At 65.7% G+C, this 14,605-nt stretch carries 14 protein-coding genes; 7 read left to right on the top strand and 7 right to left on the bottom strand.

The window, feature by feature from the left end; genetic code table 11:
- Positions 1 to 195: 195 nt before the first annotated feature.
- From R1L06_RS13125 to R1L06_RS13100, 6 genes are all read right to left on the bottom strand, one after another.
- On the bottom strand, positions 196 to 2,268 hold the full coding sequence (locus R1L06_RS13125; protein WP_317217908.1) for an acyltransferase family protein: 2,073 nt from the start codon (positions 2,266 to 2,268) through the stop codon (positions 196 to 198).
- Positions 2,269 to 2,316: 48 nt separating this feature from the next.
- Entirely contained in the window at positions 2,317 to 3,006 is a 690-nt protein-coding gene (locus R1L06_RS13120; RefSeq protein WP_317217907.1) for a DUF2058 domain-containing protein, read from the bottom strand.
- A gap of 10 nt (positions 3,007 to 3,016) precedes the next feature.
- Complete coding sequence (locus R1L06_RS13115; protein ID WP_019660397.1) at positions 3,017 to 3,256, bottom strand: SlyX family protein; 240 nt, start codon at positions 3,254 to 3,256, stop codon at positions 3,017 to 3,019.
- Positions 3,249 to 4,598, bottom strand: a complete 1,350-nt coding sequence (locus R1L06_RS13110) for a UDP-glucose dehydrogenase family protein (RefSeq protein WP_317217906.1) — start codon at positions 4,596 to 4,598, stop codon at positions 3,249 to 3,251. The genes R1L06_RS13115 and R1L06_RS13110 overlap by 8 nt, the downstream gene beginning before the upstream one ends.
- A gap of 23 nt (positions 4,599 to 4,621) precedes the next feature.
- The gene (locus R1L06_RS13105; RefSeq protein WP_019337358.1) at positions 4,622 to 5,599 is read right to left on the bottom strand and encodes an FKBP-type peptidyl-prolyl cis-trans isomerase; all 978 of its coding nucleotides are present in this window, start codon (positions 5,597 to 5,599) and stop codon (positions 4,622 to 4,624) included.
- Positions 5,600 to 5,695: 96 nt separating this feature from the next.
- Entirely contained in the window at positions 5,696 to 6,283 is a 588-nt protein-coding gene (locus R1L06_RS13100) for a glutathione peroxidase (protein WP_019337359.1), read from the bottom strand.
- Between the two features lie 611 nt (positions 6,284 to 6,894).
- Between R1L06_RS13100 and R1L06_RS13095 the strand changes: the two genes are divergently transcribed.
- The 6 genes from R1L06_RS13095 (at position 6,895) to R1L06_RS13070 (ending at position 11,236) form a co-directional block, all read left to right on the top strand.
- On the top strand, positions 6,895 to 7,254 hold the full coding sequence (locus R1L06_RS13095) for a GntR family transcriptional regulator (protein ID WP_006453095.1): 360 nt from the start codon (positions 6,895 to 6,897) through the stop codon (positions 7,252 to 7,254).
- Entirely contained in the window at positions 7,254 to 8,129 is an 876-nt protein-coding gene (locus R1L06_RS13090) for an ABC transporter ATP-binding protein (RefSeq protein ID WP_032130455.1), read from the top strand. The genes R1L06_RS13095 and R1L06_RS13090 overlap by 1 nt, the downstream gene beginning before the upstream one ends.
- Entirely contained in the window at positions 8,126 to 9,154 is a 1,029-nt protein-coding gene (locus tag R1L06_RS13085) for an ABC-2 transporter permease (protein ID WP_317217905.1), read from the top strand. Before R1L06_RS13090 ends, R1L06_RS13085 begins: the two co-directional genes overlap by 4 nt.
- A gap of 25 nt (positions 9,155 to 9,179) precedes the next feature.
- A complete protein-coding gene (locus tag R1L06_RS13080; protein WP_317217904.1) occupies positions 9,180 to 10,067 on the top strand; it encodes a DUF4097 family beta strand repeat-containing protein in 888 nt (295 codons plus the stop codon).
- Positions 10,068 to 10,098: 31 nt separating this feature from the next.
- On the top strand, positions 10,099 to 10,704 hold the full coding sequence (locus R1L06_RS13075) for a YggN family protein (RefSeq protein WP_182266396.1): 606 nt from the start codon (positions 10,099 to 10,101) through the stop codon (positions 10,702 to 10,704).
- Between the two features lie 106 nt (positions 10,705 to 10,810).
- Positions 10,811 to 11,236: a hypothetical protein gene (locus tag R1L06_RS13070; protein WP_317217903.1), complete on the top strand. Its 426-nt coding sequence runs from the start codon at positions 10,811 to 10,813 to the stop codon at positions 11,234 to 11,236.
- A gap of 104 nt (positions 11,237 to 11,340) precedes the next feature.
- On the opposite strand, the gene R1L06_RS13065 is transcribed toward R1L06_RS13070, so the two are convergent.
- Complete coding sequence (locus tag R1L06_RS13065) at positions 11,341 to 12,768, bottom strand: class II fumarate hydratase (RefSeq protein ID WP_049462122.1); 1,428 nt, start codon at positions 12,766 to 12,768, stop codon at positions 11,341 to 11,343.
- A gap of 294 nt (positions 12,769 to 13,062) precedes the next feature.
- Here R1L06_RS13065 and purB point away from each other — a divergent pair, with 294 nt between their 5' ends.
- Positions 13,063 to 14,430 (top strand): adenylosuccinate lyase, encoded by a 1,368-nt coding sequence (gene purB / locus R1L06_RS13060; protein WP_049462123.1) that lies wholly within the window; start codon positions 13,063 to 13,065, stop codon positions 14,428 to 14,430.
- Positions 14,431 to 14,605 lie beyond the last annotated feature (175 nt).

Here is a 14,605-nt window from a genome sequence, read left to right as displayed (position 1 = left end):
GGGGATTAAGTCGTTTGTGCCCAAAACGACTTAATCCCCTCCGTCCCCTTTTCGCTTCATCATTGCGCTGGGCTTTGACGGTTTCTCGTCCGGTGTCGTTTGCCCTGGTCGGCGCACTGCTGTGCTTCTTCGCACCGAGCCTGCCACTGATCCGCGCACGCCGGAGCCGCTTCAAGGCCTGACGCCGGCGCGGTCCTACTGCTGCAGCAGTACCTGCTGCAGCGACGGCAGCAGCACACGGTTGCCATGCGCGCTGAGGTGATCGCCATCGAAGAACAACGGCCGGCCATCGCGCTGCGCCGGGCACAGCACGTCATCACACAGCACCCGCATCGGATCCCACAGCACACCCCCTGGCAGGCCATCGACCACCTGCTGCAGGCTGCCCAGCATCGGCGCACGCAGCGTTTCCATCGCCTCACGCGTGCTGTCCAGGCCGTTGCGGCAGACCTCGTTGCGTGAATTGAAGCGGTCAGAGCAGCGATACGGCGGCGCCGGCAGCACCGGTTTGGGCGCCTCCAGCACAATTCGCACACCGCGCTCGGCCAACGGTTTCCACTGGGTGATCGCCTCGGCCACTTCGGCCTCGCGTCCTGCAGTGGCTTCCGGGGTCAGCTCGCCCGCCAGCTGCGCCTGCGCATCGAACAATACGAACTGATCGGACAAGCGCGGTATCCGCAGCGACACCAGCACCACGGCATCACCTGGCTGCGCACGCTGCGTGACATCGGCGAGCATCGCTGCGTCGAAATCACTGCAACCGGCACCCGCGCCGCGCCACTTCTGCAGGCTCACCTGCGGGCATCCACCACGACCGTAGAGAATCACCTCCGAGCCACTCTCAAGCGCCAGCCGCTGCAGCAGCTCGATGTAGGCCATTGCATGCGAATCGCCAGCAACGAACACCTGCTTCGGCGCACCGGCAGGCACCGGCCGATCGCAGTCACCACGCGCATAGGTCCGCATGCTGCCACCTTCGAAGCGTCGCTTGGTGGTCACCAGGCTGCAGTCGGGATAGTCGCCTGCCACGCTCTTGCCGTTGGGATACCAGTCGCCGGGATGCCGACTGACCGTGCTCAGTGATATCCGCGGTGCCTGCAGGTACAGCAGCGTCTGGGTGCCGGCCGCGACCAGCAGCACAACCGAACCTGCCAGCACCCAGCGACCCGGGCGCAGACGCTGCGCCAAGGGGCCCCGGAACGGTTGCTCCACCCAGCGCCACGACAACCACGACAGCAGCAGCACCAGCGCCATCGCAGCGCTCATCTGCAGGGGTGTCTGCAGGCCCACCGTCCAGCGCATCAGCACGAATACCGGCCAGTGCCACAGATACAGCGAGTACGACAGCAGGCCGATGGAGCGCATCGGCCTGCTGGCCAACAGGCGTGCCACCCAGGACCGGGGATGATGATGCAGCGCCCACAGCAGGCCTGCCGCCGCAAGGGTCGGCAGCAGGCCATCAGGCCACGGCGAACGTCCGGCCCGTGCGGTCCACAATGCCCAGCACAGCAAGGCCAGCGCCACCATCGCGAGCAGCGAGAACACGGGCGCAGCGCGCTTCAGTGCAATCGTCGTCACCGCATCCACTGGCTGGCGAACATGCAGCAGCTGGAACAGCAGTACGCCAACACCCAGTTGCCACAGCCGCGTAGTGGTGGCGTAGAACGCCCACGATGGCGGCGCCTCGCGCAGGCCCAGCACCGTCGCATGCAGCAGCGACGCCGCGCTGACCACGGCAAACAGGCCAAGGCTGATCCAACGCCCGCGCACGCCGCGCGCCCAGGCCAGGAACAGCAGCGGGAACAGCAGGTAGAACTGTTCCTCCACGCCCAGCGACCAGGTATGGGTATAGGGATTGAATTCGGCCTTGGGCGCGAAATAGTCGTTGCCGATCAGCGCCAGCACCCAGTTGCTGAAGCCGAAGAATGCCATCAGCCCGGTCTTGTCACTGGCCTCGCTGAGCCAGGACTCGGGAATGAACAGCACGCTGCCGACGGCGGTCAACAGCAGGCAGCTGATCAGCGCAGGTGCGATGCGGCGGATGCGACGCGAATAGAAGCGCAGCATCGACTGCCACAGCGACAACGGCGGCAGCCGGTGCACCGACGCGCTGACCACGAACCCGGAAATGACGAAGAACACGTCTACGCCGGTGAACCCGCCCGGCAACCAGGCCGGGTCCAGGTGGAACACGATGACGGCCAGCACGGCAATCGCGCGCAGGCCGTCAATGTGCGGCACGTAGCCGCGGCTTGGATCAGCGGTCATCCCTTCCCCCCAACCGCGGAGGCAGTGCCGTCCGCGGTGGTTGCGCCTTTACCAGACCAGGTCGTCCGGCACCTGGTACTGCGGATCCGCATACGGATCTTCCTCGGCCGGCGCATTCGGATCGACCTTCAGCGCCACCGAGGCGGCGAACACCGCCTCGGACTGTGCCAGCACTTCGGCAGTCACCAGCAGGTAACGGCCATTGAGCTGGACCACGCCCAGCTCACCGGCATTGAGCGCGGTCAGCTGTTCGGCAGTCACATAGATGCGCTTGATCTTGCCGCCATACGGGAAGTGGCGGGCGATGTCCGCTGCCTCGGCGTTGAGGCTCTTGTCCTTCAGCAGTTCTTCCAGCTTGGCCTTCGCCTCGCGGCGCATGCGTGCTTCTTCCTGCTTCAGGCGCTCGGTCTCGATGCGCTCTTCCTTCTCCCGCTGCGCCCGGATGGCATAGGCCTTGGCCAGGTCCATCTCTTCGGTGCTGCGCGGCTTGCGCGGGCCCTGCTGGCCCTGGCCACCGCGGGCATGCCCGCCGGGCTTGCCCGCGCCATGGCCCTGCCCACGACGCTCACCGGGCTTGTGCTCGCCCTTGCCTGCGCCCTGCGGCTTTCCATTGCCGTTGCCGTTGCCACCCTTGCCCTGCGGGCGGCCATCACGGCGGGGGCCATCATTCTTGCGCTCGGGCTTGGGCGCGGGCTTGAAGCCCAGGCCCATCAGCTGGTCGCGGAGGGTATCGCTCATAGGATTCGGATCAGTAGTGCGGCGGCGGCGGTTCGCTCGCCGGATCGGAAGAATTCAGTGCGTTGCGGACCTTGCCCAGGTCTTCCAGCAGCACGCGCAGCACATCGGCGTTGCGCATGCCCTGCATGCGGGCATCAGCCAGCGCGTCGCTCAGCTCGGCCAGCGCCTGTTCCTGGAAGGACACGCGCATTTCCAGCTCGACCAGGCGCGCTTCCAGCGCCTGCTCACGTTCAGTGGGCAGATCAGACATGCAACGAGCGCCCCCGGCCAATGCCGTAGTACGCAAGACCTGCGGCTTCCACTTCGCCCGGCTCATACAGGTTGCGGCCGTCGAACACCGCCGCATCCTTCAGCTGCTCGCGCAGCTTCTGGAAGTCGGGGCTGCGGAACTGCTTCCACTCGGTGACCACCACCAGCGCGTCGGCACCCTGCAGCGCTTCATCGGCACTGTTGCAGAACACCAGGTCATCGCGTTCGCCGAAGATGCGCTGCGACTCGTGCATCGCCTCCGGATCGTAGGCACGCACCGTCGCACCGCCTTCCCACAGCTGCGCCAGCAGTCGACGGCTGGAGGCCTCACGCATATCGTCGGTGTTCGGCTTGAAGGCCAGACCCCATACGGCGAAGATCTTTCCACGCACGCCCTCGTCCTCGCCCTTGTCGTAATGACGCTGGATGAGGGCAAACAGATGGCCCTTCTGCGCATCGTTGACCGCTTCAACCGCATTGAGCAGCTTCGGCTCAAGGCCATACTGCTGGGCGGTACGGGCCAATGCCTGCACGTCCTTGGGGAAGCACGAGCCGCCGTAACCGGCACCCGGATAGATGAAGTGCCAGCCGATGCGTGGGTCCGAGCCGATGCCCTGGCGGACCTGCTCGACATCGGCACCGACGCGTTCGGCGATGTTGGCGATTTCATTCATGAACGAAATCTTGGTTGCCAGCATCGCATTGGCGGCGTACTTGGTCAGTTCGGCCGAACGCACGTCCATTTCCACCACGCGGTCGTGGTTGCGGTTGAACGGCGCGTACAGGCGACGCATCACCGCCACCGACTCTTCGTGCGCCGCGCCGATGATGATGCGGTCCGGGCGCATGCAGTCCGCAACCGCATCGCCTTCCTTCAGGAATTCCGGGTTGGACACCACGTCGAAGGCGATGTCCGCGCCACGCGCGGCCAGCTCCTCGGCAATGGCCGCACGCACCTTGTCAGCGGTGCCGACCGGCACCGTCGACTTGTTGACCACCACGGTCGGCACACTCATGTGCCGACCAATGGTTCGGGCTACGGCAAGCACGTATTGAAGATCGGCACTGCCATCCTCGTCCGGCGGCGTACCAACGGCGATGAACACCACCTGGCCATGATCGATGGCGGCCGCAGCATCCGTGGTGAACGCCAGCCGCGACGCAGCGTGGTTGGCCTTCACCATCGGCTCCAGGCCCGGCTCATAGATCGGGATGATGCCCTGGTTGAGGCCATCGACCTTGGCCTGGTCGATATCGACGCAGACCACCTGGTGGCCGACGTCGGCCAGGCAGGTACCAGTCACCAGCCCTACATAACCGGTACCGAAAATCGCAACGCGCATGTCCGTGCAGGCTCCGTGGTCGCTTACGGCAGAACGCCCAGCAGCTCGACGTCGAACGTCAGAGTCGCGTTCGGGCCGATCGGGCCGCCCGGGGTGCCGTTCTCACCGTAGGCGAGTTCGCCCGGGATCCAGAAGCGGTACTTCGAACCGACCGGCATCAGCGCGACGCCTTCGGTCCAGCCCTTGATCACCTGGTCCAGACCGAACTCGGCCGGCTGGCGGCCGTAGGAACTGTCGAACACGGTGCCGTTGAGCAGCTTGCCTTCGTAGTTCACGCGCACCTTGCTGCTCGGCAGCGGGCGCTCGCCGCTACCCGGGCGGATCACCTGGTACTGCAGGCCCGACGAGGTGGTCACCACGCCCGGCTGGGTCTTGTTCTTGGCCAGGAATGCGTTGCCTTCCGTGCGGTTGGTCTGCGCAGCCTGGGCGGCCTTGGCCTGCATTTCAGCCTGCTTGGCACCCATGAAGGCCTGGATGGTGGCGGTCGCGTCAGCTTCCGTCATCTTCGGCTGGCCCTTGGTCAGGCCGGTGCTGATTGCGTCAAACAACGAGGCGACATCGATATCGTCCTTCAGCTGCGCCAGCGACGGACCCACCGAGTAGGAGCCGATCATCTGCGACACCTTGACGCGGTCGACCTTCGGCGGCTGCGAGCCCGGTGCCACGCCCGGCACCTGCTGGCCGCTGCGGGCCATCACGACCTGGCGCAGGGCGGCATCGGTAGCCTTGGCCTGTTCCTGGGTGATCTGCGGCTGCAGGCCCTCGAACGAACGCTCAACGGCGGTGCGCAGGGCGGCCACATCGATCTCATCGGCGATCGGGGTGAACGACTTGGCGACATCAAGGCCGATGGCGTAGCCGAGCTTCTGCTTGGGGGAATTCAAGGTTGCGGTCTCCTTGGCGGCTGCGGGGGCAGCCGGTTGTTGCGACAGAGCGACACCCGAAGTGCCCATCGCCAGAATCAGAACCGACGCCGCGGCGCCGCGCATTCCCATCTTCATTCGCTGCATTCCTGGAAGTGTCTGGGCGCCGACGTCGGCGCGAAAAGAAACATTGTCGCACGCATGCCGTCGATGTCGAGGCATGCGTGCTGGATATCAATGCGTGGCGGCTGCCGCCAGCGCCTTGTCGATGGCCGCGGTCAGCTGCGGATCGTCCGGCGTCACCTTGCTGGCGAACTGGGCAATGACCTTGCCATCGCGGCCCACGAGGTACTTGTGGAAGTTCCAGGCCGGCGCAACGCCGGTCGCTGCGGTCAACCGCTGGTACAGCGGCGTGGCCTGCGTGCCGACCACATGCACCTTCTCGAACATCGGGAACTTGACGCCGTAGGTCAGGGTGCAGAAGTCCTGGATCTGCTTCTCGTCACCCGGTTCCTGGCCCTTGAAGTCATTGGAAGGAAAGCCCAGCACCGCAAAACCGCGGCCTGCATAGCGCTTCTGCAGCGCCTCCAGCCCTTCGTACTGCGGCGTGTAGCCACACTTGCTGGCGGTGTTGACCACCAGCAGCACCTGCCCGTGATAGCGCTGCTGCAGATTCACCTGCTGCTTGCTGGCCAACGGCCGGTATTCCAGATCGAGCAGGTCGGCCGCCAGCGCACTGGCGGAACCGGCGGCGCCGGCCACCATCAGGGCCAGCAGGGACAGGCCGCGCAGGCGGCACGGGGAAACGGTCGGCAGGGGCATCAGAGGCGGTCCGCGGTAGCCATTCACAAGGCCCGGCCAGTGCTGGCCGGGAATCGGCCGAACTATAGCACCGGGCTCTGGAGCCCCTGATGGCACAGGTCCCCCAGGCTTTGCGCGGCGTGGCGAATGTGCTGCCCGGGCGCCATCGAAGGCGCAGTGATGACATAGCATGGACATCACTGAATGGAAGGCCGCCCCGAAAAGCCCCCTGCAGAAGATTCATTTCCCTTTTAAATCAATCGACTAAAGGGATGTTTCAGCAATCTGACCACCCCTGCCATCAGTTGGGGACGGCAAGGGGTTGCACGTAGGCGTGCCGGTGTTATAGTTGCATACAACACCAGTCACCTGAGACAGGGGGAAGCCATGAACGTCCGGATCCGTCGCAACCTCACCGCCCCCGCGGCCGTCGCTGTTTCGACCCTGCTCGTGCTGGCCTGGTGGGCCACGCCCACCGCCCCTGTTTCCGCCGCTGCTGAAAGTGCGCAGGACGCGACTCTCTCCCCCGCAGGGAACGCCCCCTCCTCCCCCCCTCCCCCGCGTCGGCTGCACAGCGCGCTGTCCATGCCGTATTTCTCGTTCGCCCAGCCGCTGACCCCACGGAGCTGAATATGAGCGACATCCAGTGGAGCGACGGCGCTCCCATCTACCGTCAGTTGAAGGAGCGCGTGATCGCCATGATGCTCGACGGAATCCTCAAGCCGGGCGATGCCCTGCCTTCGGTGCGCCAGGTGGCCGCCGACTATCAACTCAACCCCATCACCGTTTCGCGCGCTTACCAGGAGCTGGCCGACGAAGGCCTGGTCGAGAAGCGCCGCGGCCTGGGCATGTTCATGACCGAGCAGGCGGCCACGCAGCTGCGCAGCAGCGAACGCGACCGTTTCCTCAACGAAGAATGGCCGGCGGTTCTGGAGCGCATCCAGCGCCTGGGCCTGAGCCTCGACGAATTGCTGCCCCAGGGGAAAGTCTGATGAATAGCACTGCAAGTGAGTCGGTCATCACCGCCCGAGGCCTGCGCAAGGCCTACAAGACCACGGTCGCCCTCGACAATGCCAGTTTCAGCATTCCAAGCGGGCGCATCGTCGGCCTGATCGGGCCCAATGGCGCCGGCAAGACCACCGCGCTGAAGGCCATTCTTGGGCTGACCTCGGTGGAGGGTGAACTGAGCGTGCTCGGCCGCGACCCGCGACTGCACCGCGACGAACTGATGAACGACATCTGCTTCATCGCCGACGTCGCCGTGCTGCCGCGCTGGCTGAAGGTGCGCGAGGCGATCGATTTCGTGGCCGGCGTCCACCCGCGCTTCGACCGCGCCCGCTGCGAGCGCTTCCTGGCCAACACCAAGCTGCAGCCGAAGCAGCGCGTGCGCGAGCTGTCCAAGGGCATGATCGTGCAGCTGCACCTGGCGCTGGTGATGGCCATCGATGCCCGCATCCTGGTGCTGGACGAGCCGACCCTCGGCCTGGACATCCTGTACCGCAAGGAGTTCTACCAGCGCCTGCTGGAAGACTACTTCGACGAACAGAAAACCATCATCGTCACCACCCACCAGGTGGAGGAGATCGAGCACATCCTCAGCGACGTGATGTTCATCCGCGATGGCCGCATCGTGCTCGACGCGGAAATGGACGACGTCGGCCAGCGCTATACCGAGCTGCTGGTCAATGCCGACCAGCTGGACACCGCGCGCGCCCTGAAGCCGATCGACGAGCGCAGCCTGGCGTTCGGCAAGACGGTGATGCTGTTCGATGGCGTGCCGCGCACCCAGCTTTCCTCTCTCGGCGAGACCCGCATCCCGGGCCTGGCCGACCTGTTCGTCGCCATCATGAAGGGGACCTACGCATGAATGCCGTCAACCACCCCATCAGCCCGATCGGCACCCTGCGCTGGCTGCTCAAGCGCGAGTACTGGGAGAACCGCGGCGGCTTCCTGTATGCCCCGTTGATCGCGGGCCTGATCTCACTGGTGATGAGCATCGCCGGCATTGCCTTCGGCCTGTTCGCGCTGAACCGTGCAGCACGCGACGGCGGCCTGCACATCGATGGCGAGAACGTGAACATCAACGGCCTGAACCTGGCCCTGCTCACCCGTGACATCAGTGCCAAGGACCTTGCTGATCTTGGCAACGGCCTGGACCTGACTCTGGTACTCAGTTCAAGCTGGCCGTTCGTGGTGCTGGCCTTCGTCGTGTTCTTCTACTGCCTGGGCGCCCTCTACGACGATCGCCGTGACCGCAGCATCCTGTTCTGGAAGTCGTTGCCGCTGTCGGACACGCAGACCGTGCTGTCCAAGGTGATCAGCGCACTGATCGTGGCACCGTTGTTCGCGGTCATCGCCGGCATCCTCACCATGTTCGGCTTCATGCTGATCATCAGTGCCGTCGCGCTGCTGCACGGTGGCAGCCCGATGACCCTGATCTGGGGCCCGGCCAGCCCGCTGACCCTGGCCGCTGGACACCTGGCCTGGATTCCGGTCTATGCCCTGTGGGCCCTGCCCACCGCCGGCTGGCTGCTGCTGTGCTCGGCATGGGCCAGGAGCAAGCCGTTCCTGTGGGCGGTAATGTTGCCGCTGTTTGCCGGCATCATTGTCAGCTCCACCAAGATGATGCCGCTGTTCGGCCTGACCACCGGCTGGTTCTGGCAGAACATCGTCGGCCGCCTGCTGCTGGGCGGCGTGCCCGGCATGGACCTGCTGTATCGCCTCGGCGCCGACGAAGCATCGCGCCGCGATCTGGACTCGGTCGTCAGCCTGATGTCCCCCGCCTCGCAGCTGAAGTCGCTGGCGATGCCGGAGCTGTGGATCGGCGCCGTCGTCGGTGCAGTGTTCATCTTCCTTGCCATCCGTCTGCGCAAGCGCGCCGGCGAGATCTGATCCCATCCATCCGGAGGCACCACCCATGCGTTCTTTGCTCGCCTGTTCTGCGTTGTTGCTGTTGCCGTTGTCGGCGCTGGCCGCCGATGCTCCGAACTGCAAGTTCACTGCCGCCCGCGCACTGAAGCTGGACGTGGCTGGTGCCAGGACGGTGGTGTTCGAGGTCAATCAGCATGACCTGAAGGTGGTCGCCAGCGCTGGCGGCGGCCAGCTGGATGGCCGCGCCTGCGCGTCCAGCCAGGAATGGCTGGACCAGCTGGTGCTGGAGCAGCGCAAGGTCGGCGACAAGCTGGTGGTGAGCCTGCGCCGCGACGGCCGCCAAAGCGGTATCAGCCTGGGCAACAGCTACGCCTGGCTGGATATCCGTGGCAGCGTGCCGGACAACATGCCGCTGCAGTTCAAGATCGGCTCGGGCGATGCCAGCGTGGAGAACGCACAGTCGCTGAGCGTGGACGTGGGTTCCGGTGATGCCGTGGTCCGCGGTACCCGCGGCAGCATCCACGCTGCAGTGGGTTCGGGCGACCTCAACATCGATGGCGGCAGCTCCCTGAATCTGCTGTCGCTGGGTTCCGGCGACGTCACCGTACGCAACATCACCGGCGATGCCAGCACCGGTACCGTCGGCTCCGGTGACCTGAAGATCAGCGATGTGCGTGGCAACGCGCGGCTGGATACCGTGGGCTCGGGTGATATCGAGTTCAAGCGCGTGCAGGGCAGCGTTGAAGTGGGCGTGGTCGGCTCCGGCGGGGTCGATCTGGCCGACATCGGTGGCAATGTGCATGTCCGCAGCCACGGCTCGGGCGACATCAACGTCGACGGCGTGCGCGGCACCCTGACCGTCGACCGCAGCGGCAGCGGTGACGTCGATCATCGCAACGTCAGCGGCCGGGTCACTCTGCCGCGCAGCAAGTAAACCCTCTTCCAGACACTACCAGGGGAACACCATGAACCTGTTGCGCCTGTTGCCCGCTGTGCTGCTGTCCCTGCCGCTGATCGCCTGCGGCGGCACGTCGTCAGCACCCGACAAGACCGTCGGCAAGAGTGTGGCCGAAGCCACAGGCGGCGTCGGCGAGACCGTCAAGAACGCAATGGACGATGCCCGCAAGGATATCGCCCAGGGCAACATCAAGATCTCGGCGGACAAGCAGCCACGTGCGGAGATCACGCCGGATGGCCGCCTGCTGATCGCGGGCAAGGAGATCGCCGCCAACGATATCCAGCGCCGTCATCTGCAGGACTACCGCGGCCACGTGGTCGCCATCGCGATGGACGGCATGGATGTCGGCCTGGCCGGCGCCAAACTGGGTGCCAGTGCTGCCGGCGAAGCGCTGAAGGGCATTTTCAGCGGCGACAGCGAAGGTGTCGAAAAGCGCATCAATGCCGAAGCCGAGAAGATCGAAGCCCAGGCCAAGCGCATCTGCGACCGCCTTCCGGCGATGCTGGCCAGCCAGCAGGCGCTCGCACGTGAACTGCCGGCATTCAAGCCCTACGCGACCATGGACCAGAGCGACGTGGACGACTGCGGCAAGGACACCGTGGTCCAGCGCTAGGCCTGTGACAGATCAGCGCACCCGGCCGGCAGCGGCGTCCGGCTGCCGGCCGTAGTGCGCCGCCCGGCTTACAATGGCGGCCCCGGACGCCCCCGAACCGATTGCCATGAAGAAGCTGTTTCTGCTGCTGGCCGCCCTGCTCTGCCTGGGCCTGGTTGGCTGTGACAAGGATTACCGCAACCACCGTGCCGAACGCGGCAAGCCCAAGATATCCGTGAGCGAAGGCATGGTCACCGTGCGTCGCCCGCCCGCGCCGAACATCATCATCCTCGCCGACGGCACGATGAAGATGGACGAGATCCAGATTCCGCTGGACGACGGGCAGAAACAGATGCTGCAGACCATGTTCGGCAAACTGCAGGTGCTGCGCCAGAACACCCTGGTGGCCGCACCGGCCGATCCCAACATGCAGCCGGTGAAGATCCAGCCGCCGGAGGGCATGGTCGTGATTCCGGCGGACCTGATCCAGCGCATCCCCGAGTTCAAGGACTACACCGACACCTTCGGCAACATCGTCGCCGACCGTCGCTGAAAGAAAACGCCGCCCAAAGGGCGGCGTTTCTGCTTTCTGTAGAGTCGAGCCATGCTCGACTCCGGAACAACAGTCGAGCATGGCTCGACTCTACAACCGGCCGATCAACCGCCGGCGCCGCCGCCACCGGCCTGGATGCCACCGGCAGTCAGCGCGGTCGGGTCCAGCAGGCGACGCAGCTCGGCCTCCTCCAGTCCACTGTCCTCCAGCGCCACATCCAGCACCGGGCGCTGTTCCTTGTACGCACGCTTGGCAATCGCCGCAGCCTTCTCGTAGCCGATGATCGGGTTGAGGGCGGTAACCAGGATCGGGTTGCGTGCCAGCGCCTCGGCAACCCGGTCCTCGCGCACCTTCAGCCCGGCAATCGCACTGTCGGCCAGCAGGGTGGACACGTTGGCCAGCAGGCCGATGCCATCGAGCAGGTTCACTGCGATCAGCGGCAGGGTGACGTTGAGCTGGAAGTTGCCGGTCTGCCCGGCCACGGTGATCGCAGTGTGGTGACCGATCACCTGTGCACAGGCCATCACCGTCGCTTCCGGAATCACCGGGTTGACCTTGCCCGGCATGATCGAGCTGCCCGGCTGCAGCGCCGGCAGTTCGATCTCGCCCAGCCCGGCCAGCGGACCGGCGTTCATCCAACGCAGGTCGTTGGCGATCTTGATCAGCGCCACCGCCAGCGCATTGAGCTGACCGGAAAGCTCCACCGCGTCGTCCTGTGCGGCCAGGCCTTCGAACTTGTTCTCGGCACTGTCGAACTTGAAACCGGTCTGCTGCTTCAGTGCCTTGGCCACCTGTGCACCGAAGCGCGGATCGGCATTGATGCCGGTGCCGATGGCGGTGCCACCCAGCGGCAGCCGGCGCACGCGCTTGAGGCTGTCTTCGATACGCTCCTGCGCCGACGCCAGCTGCGCCGACCACGCGCCGAATTCCTGCTCGAAGGTCAGCGGCATCGCATCCATCAGGTGGGTGCGGCCGGTCTTGACCACCTTGCGCAGGCTGCGGCCCTTCTTGTCCAGGGTCTTGCGCAGGTGCACCAGCGCCGGCAGCAGCTGCTCATGCGTCGCCAACACCGCCGACACCCGCAGTGCGGTCGGAATCACGTCGTTGGAGCTCTGCCCCTGGTTGACGTGGTCATTGGGGTGCACACTGGTCTTGCCCGCCTTGCCGGCACGGTTGGCCAGGGTGGCGATGACCTCATTGGCATTCATGTTCGACGACGTGCCAGAACCCGTCTGGTAGACATCGATCGGGAACTGCGCGTCCCAGTTGCCGGCGGCCACTTCGGCGGCAGCGGTCTGGATGGCCTTGGCCACGTTCTTCGGCAGGTGGCCCAGTTCTGCGTTGACGCCCGCGGCGGCGCCCTTGACCAGGCCCAGGGCACGGATGAAACCGCGCGGCATGCGCTGGCCCGACACCGGGAAGTTCTGCACGGCACGCTGGGTCTGGGCGCCCCACAGGGCGTCCGCAGGCACCTGCAGCTCGCCCATGCTGTCGTGTTCGATTCTGAAACCCTTGCTTGCAGCTTTGCTCATTGCATCAACTCCGCACTACTTCAGTTGGGGAAAGGGAAGCGGCGGCTGGCAGGGTGTCGCTTCCCGGGCTGGCGGCTGCGCCAACGATACTCCCTTGCCCGCAGCGTGGGATGACGAGGGCGGGCCAGATCGTTTCATCCGCAGGGCCGATCTGCACGCACAAGGGGTAGTGCCGGCCGCTGGCCGGCAATCCATCGAATCGTGGGCCTGGCGTGGTTGCCGGCCAGCGGCCGGCACTACCTCACCGGCACGTCGTAGAATATGGCCCCCGCCGCTCGCCCCAGCCCTGCCGACATGTCCGATTCCGCCCTGCTCGCCCTGTCCCCGCTCGATGGCCGCTATGCCGGCAAGGTCGACGCCCTGCGCCCGATCTTCTCCGAGTACGGCCTGATCAAGGCCCGCATCACGGTCGAAGTGGAGTGGCTGCTGGCCCTGGCCGCCGAGCCGGGCATCGTCGAACTGGCCCCGTTCTCCGACGCCGCCGTCGCCCGCCTGCGCGCCCTGGCCGCCAGCTTCAGCCCGGTCCAGGCCGCGCGCGTGAAGGAGATCGAACGCACCACCAACCATGACGTCAAGGCGGTGGAGTACTTCATCAAGGAACAGCTGAAGGACGACGCCGAGCTGGCCCCGGCGCTGGAATTCGTGCATTTCGCCTGCACCAGCGAAGACATCAACAACCTCAGCTACGGCCTGATGCTGGAACAGGCCCGCCGCGAGGTGCTGCTGCCGACCCTGGACGGCATCGCCAACAGCCTGCGCAGCCTGGCCCACGCCCAGGCCGGCCAGCCGATGCTGTCGCGCACCCACGGCCAGACCGCCTCGCCGACCACGCTGGGCAAGGAACTGGCCAACGTGGTCGCCCGCCTGGAACGCCAGCGCAGGCAGATTGCCGCGGTCGAACTGACCGGCAAGATCAATGGCGCGGTGGGCAACTACAACGCCCACATCGCCAGCTACCCGGACGTGGACTGGCCGGCCTTCGCCGAGCGCTTCGTGACCGGCCTGGGCCTGGTGTTCAACCCGTACACCACGCAGATCGAACCGCACGACAACATCGCCGAGATCGGTGATGCCGCACGCCGCGCCAACATCATCCTGATCGACCTGGCCCGTGACATCTGGGGCTATGTTTCGCTGGGCTACTTCAAGCAGCGCCTGAAGGAAGGCGAAGTCGGCTCGTCGACGATGCCGCACAAGGTCAACCCGATCGACTTCGAGAATGCGGAAGGCAACTTCGGCATTGCCAACGCGCTGTTCGAGCACTTCAGCGCGAAGCTGCCGATCAGCCGCTGGCAGCGTGACCTGACCGACTCCACCGTGCTGCGTGCGCTGGGCACCGCGTTCGGCCACAGCCAGGTGGCGCTGGATTCGCTGGCCAAGGGCCTGGGCAAGCTGGAAGTGAACCCGCAGCGCCTGGATGCCGATCTGGACGCGGCCTGGGAAGTGCTGGCGGAAGCCGTGCAGACGGTGATGCGCCGCCATGGCCTGCCGAACCCGTACGAGCAGCTGAAGGCGCTGACCCGCGGCCAGGGCATCACGGCCGAGTCGATGCGTGCGTTCGTGCAGGGGCTGGAGCTGCCGGCGGATGCGAAGCAGCGCCTGCTGGAGATGACCCCGGGCAGCTACACCGGCCTGGCCGAGTCGCTGGCGAAGAAGATTTAAGGAGTTTCCTTTGCGGCGGCGGCCGCGGGCGCTGCCTGCGGCAGGCAACAGCAACAGCAACATCAACGTCAAGAGCGGCTCTGGATTGCTGCTAGCTGGGCGGGACGGGATGGGCCAGCGGGACACGCCGTAAACCCGTCCATGGGGGCTCGATGGCGCCATCCATGGCGCCAAC

The organism is Stenotrophomonas mexicanensis (assembly GCF_032911605.1).
Classification (GTDB): domain Bacteria; phylum Pseudomonadota; class Gammaproteobacteria; order Xanthomonadales; family Xanthomonadaceae; genus Stenotrophomonas; species Stenotrophomonas maltophilia_A.
This window is presented reverse-complemented; position numbering and strand designations above follow the sequence as displayed.

Bases quoted from the DNA above. Each gene is read 5' to 3' on its own strand.
- R1L06_RS13100 (WP_019337359.1), bottom strand. From the start codon at position 6,283: ATGCCCCTGCCGACCGTTTCCCCGTGCCGCCTGCGCGGCCTGTCCCTG.
- R1L06_RS13090 (WP_032130455.1), top strand. From the start codon at position 7,254: ATGAATAGCACTGCAAGTGAGTCGGTCATCACCGCCCGAGGCCTGCGC.
- R1L06_RS13085 (WP_317217905.1), top strand. From the start codon at position 8,126: ATGAATGCCGTCAACCACCCCATCAGCCCGATCGGCACCCTGCGCTGG.
- R1L06_RS13070 (WP_317217903.1), top strand. From the start codon at position 10,811: ATGAAGAAGCTGTTTCTGCTGCTGGCCGCCCTGCTCTGCCTGGGCCTG.
- R1L06_RS13080 (WP_317217904.1), top strand. From the start codon at position 9,180: ATGCGTTCTTTGCTCGCCTGTTCTGCGTTGTTGCTGTTGCCGTTGTCG.
- R1L06_RS13110 (WP_317217906.1), bottom strand. From the start codon at position 4,598: ATGCGCGTTGCGATTTTCGGTACCGGTTATGTAGGGCTGGTGACTGGT.
- R1L06_RS13125 (WP_317217908.1), bottom strand. From the start codon at position 2,268: ATGACCGCTGATCCAAGCCGCGGCTACGTGCCGCACATTGACGGCCTG.
- R1L06_RS13075 (WP_182266396.1), top strand. From the start codon at position 10,099: ATGAACCTGTTGCGCCTGTTGCCCGCTGTGCTGCTGTCCCTGCCGCTG.
- purB (WP_049462123.1), top strand. From the start codon at position 13,063: ATGTCCGATTCCGCCCTGCTCGCCCTGTCCCCGCTCGATGGCCGCTAT.
- R1L06_RS13115 (WP_019660397.1), bottom strand. From the start codon at position 3,256: ATGTCTGATCTGCCCACTGAACGTGAGCAGGCGCTGGAAGCGCGCCTG.
- R1L06_RS13120 (WP_317217907.1), bottom strand. From the start codon at position 3,006: ATGAGCGATACCCTCCGCGACCAGCTGATGGGCCTGGGCTTCAAGCCC.
- R1L06_RS13095 (WP_006453095.1), top strand. From the start codon at position 6,895: ATGAGCGACATCCAGTGGAGCGACGGCGCTCCCATCTACCGTCAGTTG.
- R1L06_RS13105 (WP_019337358.1), bottom strand. From the start codon at position 5,599: ATGAAGATGGGAATGCGCGGCGCCGCGGCGTCGGTTCTGATTCTGGCG.
- R1L06_RS13065 (WP_049462122.1), bottom strand. From the start codon at position 12,768: ATGAGCAAAGCTGCAAGCAAGGGTTTCAGAATCGAACACGACAGCATG.